General features: G+C 64.6%; 11 protein-coding genes. 5 read left to right on the top strand and 6 right to left on the bottom strand.

All coding sequences use genetic code 11. The annotated features are described in order from the left end of the window. Positions 1–85: 85 nt before the first annotated feature. Positions 86–3,625, bottom strand: a complete 3,540-nt coding sequence (dnaE, locus tag FHS02_RS08275; RefSeq protein WP_137314515.1) for a DNA polymerase III subunit alpha — start codon at positions 3,623–3,625, stop codon at positions 86–88. Between the two features lie 226 nt (positions 3,626–3,851). On the opposite strand from dnaE, the gene FHS02_RS31205 reads away from it, so the two are divergent. The 3 genes from FHS02_RS31205 to FHS02_RS08260 all read left to right on the top strand — a co-directional run bounded on the left by FHS02_RS31205 (position 3,852) and on the right by FHS02_RS08260 (position 5,836). Continuing rightward, positions 3,852–4,427: a PEP-CTERM sorting domain-containing protein gene (locus tag FHS02_RS31205; RefSeq protein WP_217496833.1), complete on the top strand. Its 576-nt coding sequence runs from the start codon at positions 3,852–3,854 to the stop codon at positions 4,425–4,427. A gap of 86 nt (positions 4,428–4,513) precedes the next feature. After that, entirely contained in the window at positions 4,514–5,425 is a 912-nt protein-coding gene (locus FHS02_RS08265) for a sulfurtransferase (protein WP_137314516.1), read from the top strand. Positions 5,426–5,431: 6 nt separating this feature from the next. Beyond that, positions 5,432–5,836: a GtrA family protein gene (locus tag FHS02_RS08260; protein WP_137314517.1), complete on the top strand. Its 405-nt coding sequence runs from the start codon at positions 5,432–5,434 to the stop codon at positions 5,834–5,836. Between the two features lie 28 nt (positions 5,837–5,864). Here the strand turns inward: FHS02_RS08260 and FHS02_RS08255 are convergent, their stop codons facing one another. The 5 genes from FHS02_RS08255 to FHS02_RS08235 form a co-directional block, all read right to left on the bottom strand. Then, positions 5,865–7,199, bottom strand: a complete 1,335-nt coding sequence (locus tag FHS02_RS08255; RefSeq protein ID WP_137314518.1) for a TolC family outer membrane protein — start codon at positions 7,197–7,199, stop codon at positions 5,865–5,867. Positions 7,200–7,201: 2 nt separating this feature from the next. Further along, a complete protein-coding gene (locus FHS02_RS08250; RefSeq protein ID WP_137314519.1) occupies positions 7,202–8,560 on the bottom strand; it encodes an HlyD family type I secretion periplasmic adaptor subunit in 1,359 nt (452 codons plus the stop codon). A gap of 2 nt (positions 8,561–8,562) precedes the next feature. After that, positions 8,563–10,536 (bottom strand): type I secretion system permease/ATPase, encoded by a 1,974-nt coding sequence (locus FHS02_RS08245; protein ID WP_137314520.1) that lies wholly within the window; start codon positions 10,534–10,536, stop codon positions 8,563–8,565. A 295-nt stretch (positions 10,537–10,831) separates the two neighbouring features. After that, positions 10,832–13,675: a DUF4214 domain-containing protein gene (locus FHS02_RS08240; RefSeq protein WP_137314521.1), complete on the bottom strand. Its 2,844-nt coding sequence runs from the start codon at positions 13,673–13,675 to the stop codon at positions 10,832–10,834. Between the two features lie 289 nt (positions 13,676–13,964). Beyond that, complete coding sequence (locus FHS02_RS08235; protein ID WP_371870557.1) at positions 13,965–15,275, bottom strand: FecR family protein; 1,311 nt, start codon at positions 15,273–15,275, stop codon at positions 13,965–13,967. A 453-nt stretch (positions 15,276–15,728) separates the two neighbouring features. On the opposite strand from FHS02_RS08235, the gene FHS02_RS08230 reads away from it, so the two are divergent. Together FHS02_RS08230 and FHS02_RS08225 are read left to right on the top strand one after the other, a co-directional pair. Further along, complete coding sequence (locus tag FHS02_RS08230; RefSeq protein WP_175424826.1) at positions 15,729–17,588, top strand: adenylate/guanylate cyclase domain-containing protein; 1,860 nt, start codon at positions 15,729–15,731, stop codon at positions 17,586–17,588. Beyond that, on the top strand, positions 17,585–18,832 hold the full coding sequence (locus FHS02_RS08225; protein WP_137314524.1) for a tetratricopeptide repeat protein: 1,248 nt from the start codon (positions 17,585–17,587) through the stop codon (positions 18,830–18,832). Before FHS02_RS08230 ends, FHS02_RS08225 begins: the two co-directional genes overlap by 4 nt. Position 18,833: the final 1 nt, after the last annotated feature.

Genomic DNA, 18,833 nt, shown 5'->3' with positions numbered 1-18,833 from the left:
GGTACGCCGGGTTGCCGTATCACCCCATTTTTAGAGAAACATTTCCTGAAAAATGGGGACGTACCCCATTTTTCCGGCAACTTTCCTAGTACTCCACCGCCACGTCCTTCGCGCCCAGCACCTGCTCCAGCGCCAGCGTGAGTTCGTCGGAGGGCAACACGTGCCAGTTGTCGCCCAGCTGCAGTGTGCAGTCGATGCCCTGCGGCTTGATGCGCATCTGCACGGGCAGGCCGTAGTCGTCGCGGTGCGGGGCCAGCACTTCGTGCAGCTTGGCCGGTGCCACGGCGGCCGGCAGCAGCCAGCCCATCTGGCGGCCGAACTGCAGGCGCGCGGAGACGATGTCGTACACCTTCTCGGCCGAGATGCGCAGGCCGCCGGTGAAGCGGTCTTCCGACACCTTGCCGGTTACGGCCAGGAATTCGTCTTCCTTGAAGGCCTTCTTGTTGGCTTCGAAGATCTCGTTGTAGACCGTCACTTCCACCACGGCGCTCTTGTCGTCGAGGCTGACGATGAGGATCTTGCCGCGCTGCGTCATCTGCGTGCGGATGCCGGTGATCACGCCGCACATCATGCGCGGCTCGCGCGACGGCTCCAGTTCCGACAGCTTGGTGCGGGCAAAGCGCCGCGCTTCCTGCGCATACGAGTCGAACATGTGGCCGGACAGGTAAAAGCCCAGCGCGATCTTTTCCTCGGCCAGCTTCTGGCGGTCGGTCCACGGCGTGGCCTGCACGTATTCGGGCGGGGCGACCAGGTCGCTGTCGTCGCCGCCGAACAGGCTCACCTGGTTGGCCGCCTTCAGCTCCTGCTCGGCGCATTCCATCGCGAAGGCTACCGAGGCGAACAGCACGGAACGGTCGACCTTGAAACAGTCGAATGCGCCGGAGCGGATCAGCGCCTCGATGGTGCGGCGATTGATCTGGCGCTTGTCCACCCGCTTGCAGAAATCGAACAGGCTGACGAACGGGCCATCGGCCTCGCGCGCGGCAATGATCGCCTCGATCGCGTTCTGGCCGGCGCCCTTCACGCCGCCCAGGCCGTAGCGGATGTTGGTCACCTTCTTGCCGGTGACGGACGGCGGCGGGCCGTCCGGGCGGAAGCGGTAGGCCGACAGGTTGATGTCCGGCGGCAGGATCGTCAGGCCGCACACCTCGATCGAGTCCTCGACGAGGATCTTGACCTTTTCGGTGTCGTCCATCGTCAGCGACATGTTGGCCGCCATGAACGCGGCCGTATGGTGCTGCTTCAGGTAAGCCGTGTGATACGACAGCAGCGCGTACGCGGCGGCGTGCGACTTGTTGAAACCGTAGCCGGCGAACTTCTCCATCAGGTCGAAGATCTCGTCGGCCTTCTCGGTGGTCAGCCCGCGCTCGCCGGCACCCTTGCGGAAGATCTCGCGGTGCTCGGCCATTTCCTCGGCCTTCTTCTTGCCCATCGCGCGGCGCAGCATGTCGGCGCCGCCCAGCGAGTAGCCGCCGATGATCTGCGCCATCTGCATCACCTGCTCCTGGTAGACCATGATGCCGTAGGTCTCGGACAGGATGCCCTCGGTGCGCGGGTCCGGATACTCGAACTTCTCGCCGTGCTTGCGCTTGCAGAAGTCGGGAATCAGGTCCATCGGGCCCGGGCGGTACAGCGCCACCAGCGCAATGATGTCCTCGAAGCGGTCGGGGCGCGCATCCTTCAGCATGCCCTGCATGCCGCGCGACTCCAGCTGGAACACGGCCACCGTCTTGGCCTTGGTCAGCAGGTCGTACGAGGCCCTGTCGTCCAGCGGCAGCGTCTCCAGGTTGAAGTCCTTCATCGCCGGATCGAGCTCGCGGATGTAGTTCACCGCGCGGTCGAGGATCGTCAGCGTCGTCAGGCCCAGGAAGTCGAACTTCACCAGGCCCACGGCTTCCACGTCGTCCTTGTCGTACTGCGAGACCACGCCCGAATCGCCGGACTGCGTGTACAGCGGGCAGAAATCGGTCAGCTTGCCCGGCGCGATCAGCACGCCGCCCGCGTGCATGCCGATGCCGCGGGTAATGCCTTCCACCTGCTGCGCCAGGTCCAGCAGCTGGCGTACTTCCTCCTCGTTCTCGAGGCGCTCCTTCAGCAGCGGTTCTTCCTCGATCGCCTCGGCGATCGACACCGGCTTGCCCGGCTTGAACGGAATCAGCTTCGAAATGCCGTCGCAGAAGTTGTAGCCGAAATCGAGCACCCGGCCCACGTCGCGGATCGCGCCTTTCGCGGCCATCGTGCCGAAGGTGGCGATCTGCGACACGGCGTCGCGGCCATACAGGTCCTTCACGTGCTGGATCACCAGTTCGCGCTTTTCCTGGCAGAAGTCGATGTCGAAGTCGGGCATCGAGACCCGTTCCGGGTTCAGGAAGCGCTCGAACAGCAGGTTGTACTTCAGCGGATCGAGGTCGGTGATCTTCAGCGCATACGCCACCAGCGAACCGGCGCCCGAACCGCGGCCCGGGCCGATCGGCACGCCGTTGTTCTTGCCCCACTGGATGAACTCGGCCACGATCAGGAAGTAGCCGGGGAACTTCATGTTGATGATCGTCTTGTTCTCGAACTCGAGCCGCTCCTCGTAGCGCTGGCGGTTCCTTTCCCGCACCGCCGGGTCGGGGAACAGCTGCACCAGGCGCTCTTCCAGGCCCTTCTTCGTTTCGGCGATGAGGAATTCGTCGATCGTCATGCCCGGCGTGGGGAAATTCGGCAGCTGCGGCTTGCCCAGCGTGAGCGTGACGTTGCAGCGTTTCGCGATTTCCACCGAGTTCTGCAATGCGGCCGGCAGATCCTCGAACAGGATCGCCATCTCCTGCTGCGTCAGGAAGCGCATCTGCTCGTTGAAGCGTTTCGGCCGCTTTGCATTGGCGATCATCTCGCCTTCGGCGATACAGATGCGCGCCTCGTGCGCGATGAATTCCTGCTCGGACATGAACTGCACCGGGTGGGTGGCCACCACCGGCAGGCGCAGCCTGGCGGCCAGCGCCACCGAATGGCGCACCTGCGCTTCCTGGTTCGGCTGGCCGGCGCGCTGGATCTCGATGTAGAAATGCCCCGGGAAGATGGCAGACCACTTGCGCGCGTTCTTCTCGGCCAGCTCCAGGTTGCCGTTGTCGATCGCGCAGCCGATGTCGCCGAACTGCGCGCCGGACAGCGCGATCAGCCCGTTGGCACCGCTCTCGCCGGGCATCACGTCATAGGTCTGGTCCTTCAGTGCTTCCAGCCATTCGGTGCGCAGCTCGGCGCGGCCCTTGTACTGGTTGGTCAGCCACGCCATCGACAGCAGTTCGCACAGCTGCAGGTAGCCCACGCGGTTTTTCGCCAGCAGCAGCAGGCGGCAGGGTTTTTCGCGGTTGTCATCGTTGGTGATCCACACATCGCAGCCGATCACCGGCTTGACGCCCTTGCCGCGCGCGCTCTTGTAGAACTTGACCATGCCGAACAGGTTCGACAGGTCGGTCACGGCCAGCGCACCCTGCCTGTCCTTGACGGCGGCCTTGACCAGGTCGTCGATGCGCACCAGGCCGTCGACGATCGAGTACTCCGAATGGACCCGCAGGTGGACGAAATCGGGGCCGGGGGGCCCTGCGGGTTCGTCGGGCTGAATAACGGACTGATCAGCGGGCATGTCTAGGATTTCGGTGCTCATGGGGTCGATTGGGCGATGGCTTGGTGCGGCGAAGGCGCTATTTTACCGCCGTTGAGGTACTACCGGCCAACCTGGCACTGTCGAGAAATTTTACATTTCAAGGCCGCGCATTTGAGCCAACTCAAGCACGCTGTTGATTCTTCTCACAATTATTGATCTGGCATCGCGCTTGCTTAACTGTCGGTATCCACCACAAGGAGCCATCGTGCGAACCTTTGTCAAAAACTCCCTGCTTCAAGCCGCCCTGCTGCTGGGCACGCAAGCCGCTGCCCATGCGAGTCCCATCCTGCTCGTCCAGGACGGCGTGCTGATGGGAGCCGAAGGCATCGAGATCGGCGGCCGGCAATACGACGTGCTGTTCTCGGACGCGCGCCAGGCCGAAAGCCGGCTGGTGTTCGACTCGTTCGACGACAGCTGGGCCGCCTCCGACGCGCTGGACCGGCTGGTGTTCCAGGGCATCTACGACACCTCGCCGCGCCGCACCAACGGGTGCTCGAACCCGATCTCCTGCGCCATCGTGACCGCATTCGACGTCGGCGCCGTTTCCGTGACCGGCACGGCATTCACCAACACGGCGACCCAGTACCTGGACCTGATCGCGCCCTATATCGGGCTCGGCAACAGTGCCAATTCGGCACTCATCACGTATGCGAACTGGTCGCTGCGCCTGCCGGAAGAACAGCAGCAGGCCGTTCCCGAACCTTCGTCGCTGCTGCTGGCCGGTGCTGGCCTGGCTGCATTGCTCGCACGGCGCAGGCACCGCTCCCGCGCCGTTGCATAAAGAACGGGAAACCGCGGCAACGTCAGGGATTGGCTGCCGATACGCTTATAATGTCGGCTGTTCCGCTTTTCCCTTTCTGACTCCATATGCAAGCTAGCACTCTCGGCGCCCCCGTCCAGGCCGGCGCTGGTTCGTCACATGCGGCGGCGCTTTCCGCCGCGCCGTTCGTCAATATCGCCGCCTACAAATTCATCACGCTGGAAAACCTCGAGGAGCTCCGGCCGCAATACCAGGAGATCACGCAGCGTCTCGGCCTGAAGGGCACCATCCTGCTGACGCCGGAGGGCATCAACATGTTCCTGTCCGGTACGCGGGAAAACATCGACGGGTACCTCGCCTGGGTACGCGCCGATGCGCGCCTGGCCGACCTGGAAGTGAAGGAAAGCCTGTCCGCCGAGCAGTCGCACAAGCGCATGCTGGTGAAGATCAAGGCGGAAATCATCACGATGCGCATGCCGCTGATCAAGCCGGAAGAAGGCCGCGCGCCGTTCGTCGACGCGAAAACCCTGAAGCGCTGGCTGGACCAGGGCCATGACGACCATGGCAAGCCGGTGGTCATGGTCGACACCCGCAACGATTTCGAAGTGGACGTGGGCACGTTCGACAACACCGTCGACTACCGCATCGGCAAGTTCACCGAGTTCCCGCAAGTGATCGAGGAGCACAAGGCGGACTTCGAGGGCAAGACGGTGGTCACGTTCTGCACCGGCGGCATCCGCTGCGAGAAGGCGGCGATCCACATGCAGAACATCGGCTACGACAACGTCTACCAGCTCGAAGGCGGCATCCTGAAATATTTCGAGGAAGTGGGCGGCGCCCATTACACGGGCGACTGCTTCGTGTTCGACTACCGTACCGCGCTCAATCCGCAGCTGCAGCCGACCGAAACCGTGCAATGCTTCGCCTGCCGCGCCATCGTCACGCCGCGCCAGCAACTGGCGCCGGAATACGTCTACGGCGTCTCCTGCCCGCACTGCCACGGCAAAGAGCAGGCCTGAGCACGCATGCGGCGCCTCGCCATCCAGTACGCGCCGCAGTTGCGCTTTCTCGTCGCCGGCACGGCCAATACGCTGGGCGGCTACCTGCTGTACCTGCTGCTGCAGCTGGTGCTGCCCTACCAGGCCGCCTACTTCCTCGCGTTCGTCGCCGGCGTGGTCTGTGCCTATTGCCTGAACACGCTGTTCGTGTTCCGCACCCGGCTGTCGTGGCGCACCTTCCTGGCCTATCCGATGATCTACGTGGCGCAGTATGCGATCTCGGCGCCGATGCTGGCCGTGCTGGTCGAATGGCTGGACGTGCCGTCCACCATCGCGCCGCTGATCGTCAGCGTGGCGATGATCCCGGTGTCGTTCCTGCTGAACCGGTTCATGCTGGTGCGCGGCCAGCGCGCCGGCGACATCGCGCCCTGAGGACGATGCCGCCGGCGGCCGCGGGCCGTCAGCGGAAGTACAACCCGATCTCGTGCACGTCGTCCGGCCCCAGCACGCCGGCGGCGGCGCGCAGGCGCAGCAGGGCGTTCAGGTAGTTGTAGCGCGCCTGCGCCAGGTCGCGCTCGCTGGTGAACTGCTGCTGCTGCGCGTTCAGCAGGTCGAGGTTGATGCGCACGCCGCCCTTGATGCTCTGCTCGGTGGCCTGGACCAGCAGGCGCCCCGATTCCACGGCTTTCTCCAGCGCGCGGATGCGCGACACGCCGCTGACCACGGCGCTGTACTGCTTGCGCAGGTCGACCAGCACCTTGTCCTTCTCGGCCTGCAGGTCGGCCCGTGCTTTTTCCGCCCCCGCCGCCGCCTGGCGCGTGATGGCGCTGACATAACCGCCCTGGTACAGCGGGATGTTGATCTGCACGCCCACCACGCGTGCCGTCGAATCCTGGTCATAGGTATTCAGCGTTTCCGCATTGGCCTTGCTGTAGGTGGCAACGAAATCGACCCGGGGCGTGTGCCCGGCGCGCGCCTTGTTCACTTCCTGCCGCGCCACTTCCACCGCGAAGGTGCGCGCCTGCAGCGTGGGGTTGCTGGACAGTGCAATGTCCTTCCAGGCCTCGAAGCCGCCCGCCGTGCTGGGAACGATGCGGAAATTCGGTGCCAGCGCATCGAGTTCGCCCGGCTCGCCGCCGATCACGCCGGCCAGCGTTGCCCGTGCGGTCACCAGGTTGTCTTCCGCCTCCAGCAGCGCGGCTTCGGAAACGTCCAGGCGGGCCTGCGTTTCCAGCATGTCGGTGCGGGTGCCCTCGCCTTTCTGGAACAGGCGGTCGTTGACCTTGCGCTGCTCGGCCAGCGCGTCGCGCTGGATCTTCGCCAGCCGCACCTGCTCGGTCGCGAACAGCGCCTCGGTGTACGCGGCGATCACGCGCAGCACCAGCTCCTGCGTGCGCACGGAAAACTGGGCGGCGGACGAGTCGCTCTGCGCCTGGCCCTGCTTGTAGCGGGCCCACGCATCGAGACTGAACAGGGGCTGGCGCAACTGCACCGTGCTGGAACCCGACAGGTATTCCGGATGGGTAATCTGTTCCTGCGTGCCGATATGGCGCGTCAGGTCGGAGCGGTTCTTGTAGCGGCTGTAGCTGGCCGACACGGATGGCAGCAGCGCCGAGCGGCCGACCTTGCGGTACTCCACGCCCTGGGCATTCTCGGCCAGGGCGGAGCGGTATTGCGGATCGTTGCGCAGCGCGGCCTCGTAGGCCTGGGTCAGCGTCAGCGCGCCGGCCTGGCCGGCCGCGAGCAATGCGATCGCCGCGGCAACGCCGCGCAGCGTGAAACAGAACTGGCGCATCGTCACTCCTCCGACATCGACGTGCGGGCGCGGTCGAAGACCGGCTTGAGCAGGTAGCTCATCATCGAACGTTCGCCCGTTTTCACGAATACCTCGACTGGCATGCCGGGCAACACTTCGAGCTTCTTGGCGGCAATTTCCCGCGCGCCTTCCGGCGTAACCTTCGCTTTCACGTGGTAATAGGCGGCGCCGGTCTTTTCATCGACCGTGCTGTCGGCCGCGATCGACGTCAGCACGCCAGGCAGGTGCGGCGTCTTGTTGGTGTTGAACGCCGAGAAGATCAGCTCCACCGGCAAGCCTTCATGCACGCGGTCGATCAGGTGCACCGGCAACTGGCCGTCGACGATCAGCGGGTCGTCCGCCGGCACCAGGTCCATCATCTTCGCGCCAGCGGCGACCACGCCGCCATTGGTGAACACACTCAGGCCTACCACCACGCCGTCGACGGGCGCCCGCACCAGCGTATTGGCCACGTCGTACTCGAGCGCGCCCATGCGGCCGGTCAGGCCTTCCACTTCCTTCTGCACGTCCGCCAACTGGGTGCGCACTTCTTTCTGGTAATCCTGCATGCGCTGGGCGCGGCGCAGCGTCAGCTCCACGACTTGGCGCTTGCCGCGACCGATATTGCCGATGTCCTCGGACACCGCGCCGGACAGCTGGGCATACGTCCGCTCCAGGTCGAGCAGGCGGTTGCGGGCGATGTAGCCTTCCCTGGCAAGGTCGCGCATGCCGGCCAGCTGCTCCTTCAGGAATTCCATCTGTTCCTTTTTGCTGTCGCGCGACTGTTCCAGGCCCACGGTTTGCATCTTGATGCCGGCGATGTTCTCGTCCACCGCCGCCAGCTCGTTTTTCAGCGACGTCTGGCGCGTGACGAACAGCTGGCGCTGCAGCGCCATGGTTTCGGCCACGCGCGTATCCGATTTCATTTTCTCGAGAATGGCCGGGAAGGTGACCTCCGACAAGCCATCGCGCTCGGCCAGCAGCCGCGCTTCGGTGGCGAGCATGGTGATGTACTGGGCGCGGCCCACGTCCAGCTGGGAGCGCGCCTGCACGTCGTTCATCTCGATGAGCACCTGGCCCGCCTTCACGGGCGTGCCTTCCTGCACCAGGATGCGCTTGATCGTGCCACCTGTCTGGTGCTGAATGGCCTTGCGGTTGCCTTCCTTGGTGACCTTGCCCGACAACGGCACGCCCTTGTCCAGCGGCGCCAGCAGCGCCCACAGCAGGAAGCCGCCGACACCGAGCAGCACCACCAGCCAGCCGAAGCGGCTGTAGGAGCGGGGATCGGTATGAACGGTCAGGGGTTCGACGTCATGCGTGACGACGTCCGTCGGCGAAGTCTGATTGGTTAGCGCTTTCATGCTCATTCCTGATTCGGGGTTGCCGCGGTGGCTGCGCTGGCCGGCGTTGCCTGCGTAGCCGGTGCCGATGCGGCCTGGGCCGGCGTTGGTGCCGGTGCCGGCTGCGCCTGTGGCTGTGCTTGTGCTACTTGTGCAGCTTGTGCTTTTGCTGCTGCCTGTGCCTGGGCTGCCTGTGCTTGTGCCTGGGCTGCCTGTGCCTGGGCCGGCGTTTGCGGCTGCGCTGGAGGCTGTGCCTGCGCCGCACCGGGCGCCTTGCCCTGCGCCGCCTGGAGTTTTTGCGTTGCCTGCTGCTGCTTCTGCTGCAGCGCCTGCAATACCTGGTTCGTTGGGCCGAACAATTCCACGCCGCCGTCACGCAGCAACAGCAGCTTGGTCGTGATCGCGATCGCGCTGGTGCGGTGCGTGATCAGCACGATCGTCTTGCCGCGCTGGCGCAGGTCGTTGATGGCGGCCAGCAGTGCCTGTTCGCCCACGTCGTCCAGGTTCGAGTTCGGCTCGTCCAGCACGATCAGCGCCGGGTCGCCATACATCGCGCGGGCCAGGCCCAGGCGCTGCTTCTGCCCGCCGGAAAGGCCGGCGCCGCTGTCGCCCAGCATCGTGTCGTAACCCTTCGGCAGGTGCAGGATCATGTCGTGCACGCCGGCGCGCTTGGCGGCCAGTACCACTTTTTCCGCATCCACTTCGCCGAAACGGGCAATGTTCTCGCTGACGGAACCGGCAAACAGCTCAATATCCTGCGGCAGGTAGCCGAGGTGCGGGCCCAGCTGGGCCTTGTTCCACTGGTAGATGTCGGCGCCATCCAGGCGCACCTTGCCGGCGGCCGTGCCCCACACGCCGACCAGCAGCCGCGCCAGCGTCGATTTGCCGCAACCGCTCGGGCCGATCACGCCCAGCACGTCGCCGGGTGCGATGGCGAAACTGACATTGCGCAGCACCGGCACCGGAATGCCCGGCGGCCCGGCCGTCACGTGTTCGACAGCCAGCGCGCCGGTCGGCGGCGGCAGTTCCATGCCCACTTCGCGTTTCGGGTTCAGCGCCAGCAGTTCGACCAGGCGGCCGTAGGCACTGCGGGTGGTGCTCCAGGTTTTCCACACGCCGATCACCTGCTGCGTAGGACCCAGCGCGCGGCCGACCAGGATCGACGCGGCAATCATCATGCCAGCCGTCATCTGGTTTTCCAGCACCAGCAGCGCACCGACGCCCAGCACCAGCGATTGCAACGACAGCTGCACGAACTTCGTCACGGCCTGGATACGGCCGGCTTTCTCGCTGGCGTCCGCCTGCGCATGCAGGAACTTGCCATGGGTCTTGAACCAGCGGCCCATCAGGTTGGGCAGCATGCCCATCGATTCGATCACTTCGGCATTGCGCAGGTTGTTCGTGGCGGTCGTGCTGGACGCGATGGCCAGGCTATTCGCATCGGACAGCGGCTTGCGCACGACTTTCTCGTTGAGGAAGGCGAGCGCCACGAGCACGAGGGTGCCGCACAGCGCGAACAGGCCCAGCCAGGGCGAGAAGATGAAAATGACGATCAGGTAGATCGGCGCCCACGGCGCATCGAAGAATGCGAACAAGCCGTTCCCGGTGAGGAACTGGCGGATATTGGTCAGGTCGCTCAGCGCCTGGCCGGCATTGGTGCCAACCCGCTTCAGGTTCTGTTCGAACGCGGCGGAATACACGCGCTTGTTGATTTCCATGTCGAATTTCGCGCCGACGCGGATCAGCACGAAGCTGCGGATCAGTTCCAGCAGGGCGATCACCATGTAGGCGCCCAGCATCAGCAGGGTCAGCATCAGCAGCGTGTATTCGTTACGGCTGGTCAGCACGCGGTCATAGACCTGCAGCATGTACAGCGACGGGGCCAGCATCAGCAGGTTGCTGATGGCGCTGAAGGCACCGACCGTCAGGAACGTGCGCTTCAGCGAGTACAAGACCTGTTCGATCTCGTTGAGTGGTTTGGAGAATTTGTTTTTCATGTAATCACGCAAAGTCATGCATGGGAACCGCTGCGCGCGGTGGATGCGCTTTACTTACTTAAAAAGCAATAGCGCAGCGCGGCATATCGCCGGGCTGCGCTATTATGAACCAAAACGCGTCAGATTTGTGACGCAAATCACATATCGTTGCATGAAGCAACAAACTGGGTAGCGGAGCGTTTCGGGGCGGCAATGCCTGACCTATTCGACCGAACATGAAAAAAGCCCCGCTTTCTCGCGAAAGCGGGGCTCTGGATCAGCCAGGAACCGGCAAGCCGGCCCCTGAGATCAGCTATTAGCCAACCAAGTACAGCTGGCCGTCGGCCAGTGCGCCCAGGCCGTCGATACCGGTGGTGCCGGTCAGCTTGATGATTGCGTCATCGCCTTGCTCGGTCGTCTCACCAGCGGCGTACAGGTAGGTACCCGTGCCGAAGGTGAACACGACAGCGCCGTTGACTTCCACGTTCGTGGCCAGCTGGGTCAGAACTTCACCCAGCGTGGTTGCGCCAGTTCCCAGCGTGTAAAGGCCGTCTTCGATCGAGTAGGCGCCAGCCACTTCAGCTTCGTGATTTTCAGCGACCACTGCACTGGCCAGGGCGAACACGTCGAAGTTCGACTGCTCGGTCTGCTCGTTGTTGGCAGCTTTTTCAGCCGCGTTCACCGTAGCGAACGTCGTCGACGTCACGGAGTCGTCCAGGTTGATGATGTCGTCGCCCGAACCCAGCTTGACGGTTGCCGAAGCAGCCAGCTCGTTCAGCGTGACGGTCACGCCGCCGGTTGCTGCCGAAGCGTCGACCGACGTCAGCTTGTTGGTGTCGCCGGTGATCGTTGCGGTCAGCTCGAGGTGCTGGGCGCCGGTCACGGTGATGCCGGTCAGCGTGTCATCGCCGGACACGGTTGCCGAGTTGACCACTTCGGAACCGCCGGAGGTGATTGCCACCGTCTTCAGTGCCGTGCCGGTCAGGCTCAGGGCAGCGGTGTTGTCTTCTTCATCGACGTTGTCGTTGTTGAAGACCAGCGTTGCCGACGTTGCATTCGTGATGAACGCAGCGGTGGTTTCCATCAGGCCATCATCTTCTTCCGCATCCACGTTCGACGTGATGGTAATCGCGCCAGCGGTTGCCTGGGTCAGCGTCAGCTCTTCGGTGCCCATGGTGCCCAGCACGGTGAAGCCGACATTCGCGCCCAGGTTCAACAGCTCAGCGCCGGCTGCTGCTGCAGCGGTGCCGACGAAGCCGGTCACGTTGTTTTTCGCATCCAGGATGTCCTGGTCGAACTGGCCGGCAGCACCAGCCACGTCGAACTGTTCGAAGTTCTTGAACGCGCCCACGTTGGAAGCATCCACCACGGTCAGGCTCAGCGTATCGACGCCGGCGCCAGCATCGACCACTGCTGCTGCGAGGATCTGGGCGTCATCACCGGAGAATGCAACGGTGTCGGAACCAGCGCCCAGCGACAGGGTCGAGCCCTTGCCCAGCGTGCCGGTGATGGTGACTTTATCGTCGCCTGCGCCACCCGTTACGGACTGTGCGGCAGGGGTTTCAGCGCCGTTCGTGCCGGCAATCGTCACGTCCAGCGTGCCGGTGCCGGTCGACGAGTTGACGGACGCCAGTTCAGTAGCGCCCGACAGGTCGGCGGTGAACTTGCCGGAACCGGTGAAGGTTACGGTGGTCAGTGCCGAGTAGTCTGCATCAGCCGTCGCATCCGCATTAGCATCAGCGACCAAGGTCAGGTCACCTGCGCCAGCTACGGTCAGCGTGGTGGCCTTCTCAGCTGCCAGGACGATCGCGCTGTCGTCGGTTGCATTGATCGTTACGGACGTAGCAGCTGCATCGGTCACGATGCCGTACACGTCGTCGGTCGTAACTTCGTCGGTGTCGTTATCATCAACAACCACTGCATCCAGGTTCAGCGTCAGGGCATGCTTGGCGGTTTCGTTGACCAGGGTAACGTCCTGGCCTGCGATGTTTGCCAGGTTCAGCGTGGTCACGCCTTTGCCGGTAACCGTCGAGGCGGCGGTAATGCCGTCCAGGGTAACGGTGGTCAGCTTCGTGCCAACGGCCTTGCTTGCGCCGCTGTTGTCGGTGACGTTGACTTCTGCCGCGCCGGTGATCGTCACGGAGGTGTAGGCATTGGCGTCGGTACCACCGACGGTTGCATTGCCTTTCGTGTTGACAACGATGGCACCGCCGCCGCCTTCGATAGTGGTGTTGGCATCGCCCTTGTCGGTCAGGGTGATGGCCGTGTCGGTACCTGCCGTGATTTTCACGTCGTCGGTGGAGGTCAGCTCGATCGATGCGCGGGTCAGGCCGGTCCAGCCAGTGATATCCAGCTCATTGTTAACGACGTCTTCAGACACGGCGAAGTCGCCACCCGAGCGGATCGTCAGCGATTCAACGTTCTTGACGGTTGCGCTGCCCAGAACGATCGAGCCGCCTTTCTGGTCGGTGATGACCAGCGCGTCGTTGCCGCTGCCGCCGTCGATCGAATCCAGGCTGCCCAGCGTGAAGCCGTCAGCGGTCACGGTTGCGTTGAACGTGTCGTTCGCAGCGGTGCCCGGCAGCGTGTCGACGCCAATGGTCAGGTCGAAGGTCGTGCCGGTGCCTGCGCCGCCAGCGATGACTTCTTGCGTCAGGGCTGCCAGGGCGGTAGCGGTCGTAGCGGCCGTCAGCGATTCGTCGGTGGTGATGCCTTTCAGCCAGTCACGCACGGCGGCGCTATTTGCCTCGTAGGCCTTGATTTCAGCGGTGGTATCCAGGGAGTCGTAGAAGGCCTGGGCAGCCACTTTCTTGTTTTCGATGGCTTCCTTGTCGGCGTTCTGCGCGCCTACCAGGATCGAGTTGGCGATGTTACCAATGGTGAACGTGCCGTTGTCCAGGCGCGTACCCCAGTACGAAATCGCGTCCGGTTCCGCAGGACGGCCGAACAGGTTGTCGTAGATCGTGTCGATGATCTCGGCGGACGACTTGTCTTCGTACAGGGACGTGTACTCGGGCGATGCGGCGAATGCGTCAGCCACTGCAGCAACGTTGCCGCCAGCTTTGGCGACTTGCTCTTCCCAATACTGCAGACCCAGGAAATCGGCAGGGCGGTTGAAGTAAGCGATGTACAGTGCTTGGATATCGGATTGGATAGACATTCAGAAAACTCCTAGGGGGTAATCAATAAGATTCAAAACTGCAGTAGTTCGAACTCTCTTGCTTGCAGTGCTACGGTCGCCATAATGGCAGAAGACCCAGACGCGAAATGTGACGAGCGTCACACCGAACAACGGAATTCTTCGAAAATCATAAAATAAACCACAATTTTTCACCGCAGCGCATTATGGGAGATCAACGTTGGGAAATCAATACTCGTCCCATTCGTAACACCCATCAAAAAAAACGCGGCTGACTGCCGCGCTTAATCCGAATATTAAAACTCGGAAATCATTTAACCCACTGTGTTACACCATTGGCAACGCGCGCCGGGTCGAGCCGCGAAGAGAATATATACGCGGCGCTGCTGCCATCGGGCCCGGCTATTGCGCCGGTGACATTCATATTAGTAGGCTTATTGAACTGGCTATTACCGCTCAACTGCCCATCGCGGGAAACCTTGCCTTCAGCTTGCAAAGCAAAAGTTTGCTGATTATCAATCAGGTCAAAAGACGTGGCGAATGTCGCCTTGCCAAAATCAACATTCAATTTACCGTTCTGCAGCGTCGCCATGGTGACGGCGGACGTCGCCTCGTTGCGCACGATGGCCTCGCTCTGGGCCAGCGAGAAACCAATACTGCCCTGCTCGGGCGACTGGAACGTGGTGCCTGGCGTGCGGTAAATGGCATACGAACCGCTGCGCGCCACTGGCGTGGCCGCAGCGGTATCGGCAGCTGCCAGCGTGGGCGCCTTGCCGTTGACGGCTTCCCAGCGGCCCCACAGCAGCTGCGCCTGCGGCAGCTCCGGCGGCACCTCGACGATCGGCGTCGACGGACCGATCTGCGGAGGCAGCGGCTGCGGCTCAGGCTGCTGGGGCACATTGTTTTGCCGCACCACGCTCTGGTTGAGCAGGTCCGCCTTCAACGGATCGAGCACGGGGACGCCCTGGACACCGTCGGCTTTCGCTACCGGCTCGTCGTTACGCGGCGGCGCCACGGTATTTGGCGTACTGCCGCCCACGGTCAGGCGCGGCTGGGTCTGGCCGCGACGCACCTGCAGCATCTGGCCCGGCTGCCCGGCGGCCAGCTCGCGGCTGGCGGCATGTTCGCAGGGCCCCGTGCCGCCCGGCGCGCAATTGCCGCCGAAACCGCTGACGACGACGGCGCCGGCGGTCACCGCCACGCTCGACGTTTCCTGGTCGGTAAAGACAGTGAAGTCCGTGCCCCGCACGCCGATGGCGGCGACTGGCGTATTGAAGCGGAAATTCTGGCGGGCTTTCTTGACCGCCTCACCGGAGACGGCACGCGCCACGCCCGTCACCAGCTCCAGCTTGACGCGGGTATTTTCCGGCACCTGCGTATCCACATGGTATTGCACGATGCGTGCCTTGCTCGAGGGACGCAGGATCAGCAGGCCCTGGTCGACGGTGCGCACATAGACATAGCCGTTCTTGCCGGTGACGAGTTCATCACCTTCCTGCACCGCATCGCCGACAGCCAGCGGCTTGCCCACGGTGCCCGCTTCGCCGGACACAAAGACGACGCGGCCCGCTTCGGCCGCCCAGGCGCCGGCACTCAAGACAAACGCCGCCACCGCCAGCACGGCGGACGCGGGGCGACAAACCGGCGACTGTGGGTAGAACGACATAGGCAAACTCCTTCTTGGGTATTCTGCGCCAGCAACCTCACATGATTTGTGACGGTCATCACAATTTCCATGGTAACTTGGCTCAGTGTCGTAAAGTAACGATAAACCAATGCCGATGCAAAGCCTGTTACCAATGCTAACGAATAGCGTTTTGGCAACAACCCGATATAAAAATTGCCACACGGAATTTCACTTCGTGCCACAATACAAAGGTTTATGGGGCCAATACGAGGATTTGCGGGGCAAACATGCTGACCCACGCGAACGCTTGCCCTATACTCGCCGGTCCCGATACCGGTTACACGATGTCGCCGGTTCGTGATTTCCCAACCCTGCATATTACCGTCTTCACCTCGCCACCCTGTCCGTATGAAGTTTGCCCCGATCCGCCATGTGCCAGCCGCTTCGATGCTGCGGGTACTGACCGCCACGCTCGCGGTACTGCTGAGCGTTGGCGCACAGTGGCGCGCGGAAGGCACCGATGCACTGCCGGCGGACGAATGGCTGCGCGACGGAATATTGCGGGCGCAGGCCTCCACCGCACCGGAGACCCGGCTGGCCATCGTCGACATCGACGAGCGCAGCCTGGCTGCCCTGGGCCCGTGGCCGTGGCCGCGCGAACGGCTGGCCAGCCTGCTGGAGCTGCTGTCGTCCCAATATGAAGTGCGCGGCGTGGCGCTCGACCTGGTGCTGCCCGAGCCGGCCGACGCCGGCGGCGATGCCCGCCTGGCGGCACTGGCACGCTTCTCGCCGCTGGTGGTGCCGCACGCGTTCGACTACCGGGGCAACCTGCCGCTGCGCGTGGGCGTGCCCGGCGCCGGCATGCCGGCCGTGCCGGCGCGCCCGGCAGTGGCCGCCAGCGGCTACATCGCCAACCATGCCGCGCTGGCGCAGGCCGCCCACGTGGGCAATATCGGCTTCGTGCCGGACCGCGACGGCATGATCCGGCACCTGCCCGTGCTGACCCGCTTCGGCGGCCAGGACTACCCTACCCTGTCGCTTGCGCTGCTGCGCTGCTGCGGCGGCGTGGCCGCGCCCCGGCTGGCGGGCGGTCCCCGGGGCGGGCTGGGCGATGGCACCGGCCTGCAGCGCCTCGCGTACCGCAAGGCCTGGGAAGCCTACACGGTGATACCCGCCGCGATGGTGCTCGACGGCAGCGCGCCGGCCGACCTGCTGCGCCACACGCTGGTGCTGATCGGCTCGTCGTCGCTGGGCCTGTCCGACCGCGTCGCCACGCCCCTTTCGCCATCGACCAGCGGCATGCTGGTGCACGCGGCAGCGTTGACCGAGCAGCTCGACATCCGCGATGGCCAGGCACCCGCGCCGCTGCCCGGCGCCATCATCGCCATGCTGTTCAGTGCGGTCGTGGCGGGCGCCACGCTGCTGACGCTGCCCCGGCTGTCGGCGCTGGCCAACGTGGCGCTGCTGCTGGGCGCGTCGGCACTGTGGCTGGCGGCGGCCTGGTGGCTGGTACCGCGCGATGCCGCATTCTCGGTCACCGGCCCGCTGTTCACCAACCTGTTCCTGCTGGCCGTGGCCGTGCCGCTGGCCTGGCAGTTCGCGCAGCGCCATTCGCACCGCCTGCTGGGCACGTTGCGCCAATACGTGGCGGACGCGGTCGTCAACGAACTGCTCAAGCGCGACCTGGACACGACACTGGCGCCATCGCGGCAGGACGTGACGACACTGATTGCCGACATGGAAGGCTATACCGGCCACGTGGAATCGCTGCCGGTGGAACAGGCAGCCGAACTGACCCGCGACTTTCTCGACTGCCTGACCCGCCCGGTGCTGGCGCACCGCGGCACGCTCGACAAGTTTACCGGCGACGGCCTCGTCACCTTCTGGGGCGCGCCACTGCCGGTCGACGACCATGCCGACCTGGCGCTGGATGCCGCGCTGGCGATCGTGCGCGAAGTCGCCGCGTTCAACGCCGTCCGGCGCCGCCACGGCCACGCGCCGGTGCGCGTGCGGATCGGCATCGAGAGCGGCGAAGCCATGGCGGGCGACTTCGGCTCGAGCGCCCGCAGCATCTATACGGCGGTGGGCGACAGCGTGAACGTGGCGTCGCGGCTGGAAACAGCGGCGCGCGACCTGCCGCACGACGTGATCATCGGCCCCGGTACGGCCAGCCGCGCGCGCCGGCACCGGCTCGTGCCGATCGGCGACATGCTGCTGCGCGGGCGCCATGAGCACACGGCACTGCATACGCTGGCGGTGCTCGCCGGCTCCGCGTCCGCCGATCGTGTGGCAAGGGAGGCGTCATGACGCTCGCCTCCAGGCTGTTTGCAAGGATTTCGCCTGGCGCGGCATTGCTGGCATTGCTGGCATCGCTGGCGCCGCCGGCCGGCATGGCGGCCCCGCCCGCGGCTGCGCCGAGCGACCTGTATGCCGAAGCGATGGGCGCGATTGCCGCCGGCCGGCAGGACGAAGCCGAGGCGGCACTGGCCGAGATGACGCGCCGCGGCCCGCAGCAGCCGGGCGACTGGCTCGACCTGGCCCACCTGAACTGCGTGCTGGGCCGCAAGGAAACGGCCGAGCAGCTGTACCTGGAGATCGAGGAACGCTTCGATCCGCCGGCCTCCGTGCGCGACGTCATCAACCAGCAGCGCCAGCAGGGATGCGCGGGCTGGCAGCCGCGCGTGCAGTGGCGCCTGGCGGGCGGGCGCGGCCACGACAGCAACGTGAACCAGGGTGCCAGCAACCCGTATTTCGAAAGCACGGGCGGCTCCCTGGAGCTGCTGCCGGAATACCTGCCAAGGCGCGATGGCTACACCACGCTGTCCGGCGACTACATGCGCGACCTGTCCTCGGCCGGCGACATGCTGTACGTGCTGGGCGCGGCGCGCCGGCACGACAGTGTGCGCGACTACGATACGGCGTCGCTGTTCGTGGGCCTGGAACACCCGTGGCGGATGGCGCGCTGGCGCTTCCGCGCGATCGGCACCGCCGGCCTGCAAAGCCTGGGCGGAAAACTGTACCAGACACTGGGCCAGGCCCAGCTGCGTGTGACGCCGCCGCTGCCGCTGCCGAAGGGCTGGGAACTGTCCGTGCTGGGCGGCATTGGCCATTCGAGCTTCAAGACCATCAGCAACTTCGATTCGAACACGATGGAATTGCGCGCCATCGCCGGATGGCGCGACCGTGGCCGGTCGGCCCAGTTCAGCATCGGCACGCTGCGCGACCACGCGATCGGCGAGCGCCCGGGGGGCGACCGCCGCGGCTACAACGCCGCGCTGTTCCTGCGCTCGCCGCTGTATGACAAGCTGGGCGGCGAACTGGACCTGGTCGACCAGCGCTGGCATGGCGATGACGCCTATTCCCCCGGGCTGATCGACATCGTCCGGCGGCAGCGCACGCGCACGGCGCGCATGGCGCTGACGTGGCCGGTCAGCCAGCGCTCCGTGCTGCAGCTGGAGTGGCGCGGCGCCTTCGATCGCGAGAACATTTCGATTTTCCAGTATGATGCGCGCCAACTGCACCTGAGCTGGCAGTGGTACGGCGGGAACTAGA

The sequence above is a fragment of the Pseudoduganella umbonata genome (assembly GCF_014192225.1).
Lineage (GTDB): Bacteria > Pseudomonadota > Gammaproteobacteria > Burkholderiales > Burkholderiaceae_D > Rugamonas > Rugamonas umbonata.
This window is presented reverse-complemented; position numbering and strand designations above follow the sequence as displayed.

Coding starts and splice junctions, on each gene's coding strand:
- FHS02_RS08225 (WP_137314524.1), top strand. CDS start 17,585: ATGACGCTCGCCTCCAGGCTGTTTGCAAGGATTTCGCCTGGCGCGGCA.
- FHS02_RS08230 (WP_175424826.1), top strand. CDS start 15,729: ATGCTGCGGGTACTGACCGCCACGCTCGCGGTACTGCTGAGCGTTGGC.
- FHS02_RS08250 (WP_137314519.1), bottom strand. CDS start 8,560: ATGAAAGCGCTAACCAATCAGACTTCGCCGACGGACGTCGTCACGCAT.
- FHS02_RS08245 (WP_137314520.1), bottom strand. CDS start 10,536: ATGAAAAACAAATTCTCCAAACCACTCAACGAGATCGAACAGGTCTTG.
- FHS02_RS08255 (WP_137314518.1), bottom strand. CDS start 7,199: ATGCGCCAGTTCTGTTTCACGCTGCGCGGCGTTGCCGCGGCGATCGCA.
- FHS02_RS08265 (WP_137314516.1), top strand. CDS start 4,514: ATGCAAGCTAGCACTCTCGGCGCCCCCGTCCAGGCCGGCGCTGGTTCG.
- FHS02_RS08260 (WP_137314517.1), top strand. CDS start 5,432: ATGCGGCGCCTCGCCATCCAGTACGCGCCGCAGTTGCGCTTTCTCGTC.
- dnaE (WP_137314515.1), bottom strand. CDS start 3,625: ATGCCCGCTGATCAGTCCGTTATTCAGCCCGACGAACCCGCAGGGCCC.
- FHS02_RS08240 (WP_137314521.1), bottom strand. CDS start 13,675: ATGTCTATCCAATCCGATATCCAAGCACTGTACATCGCTTACTTCAAC.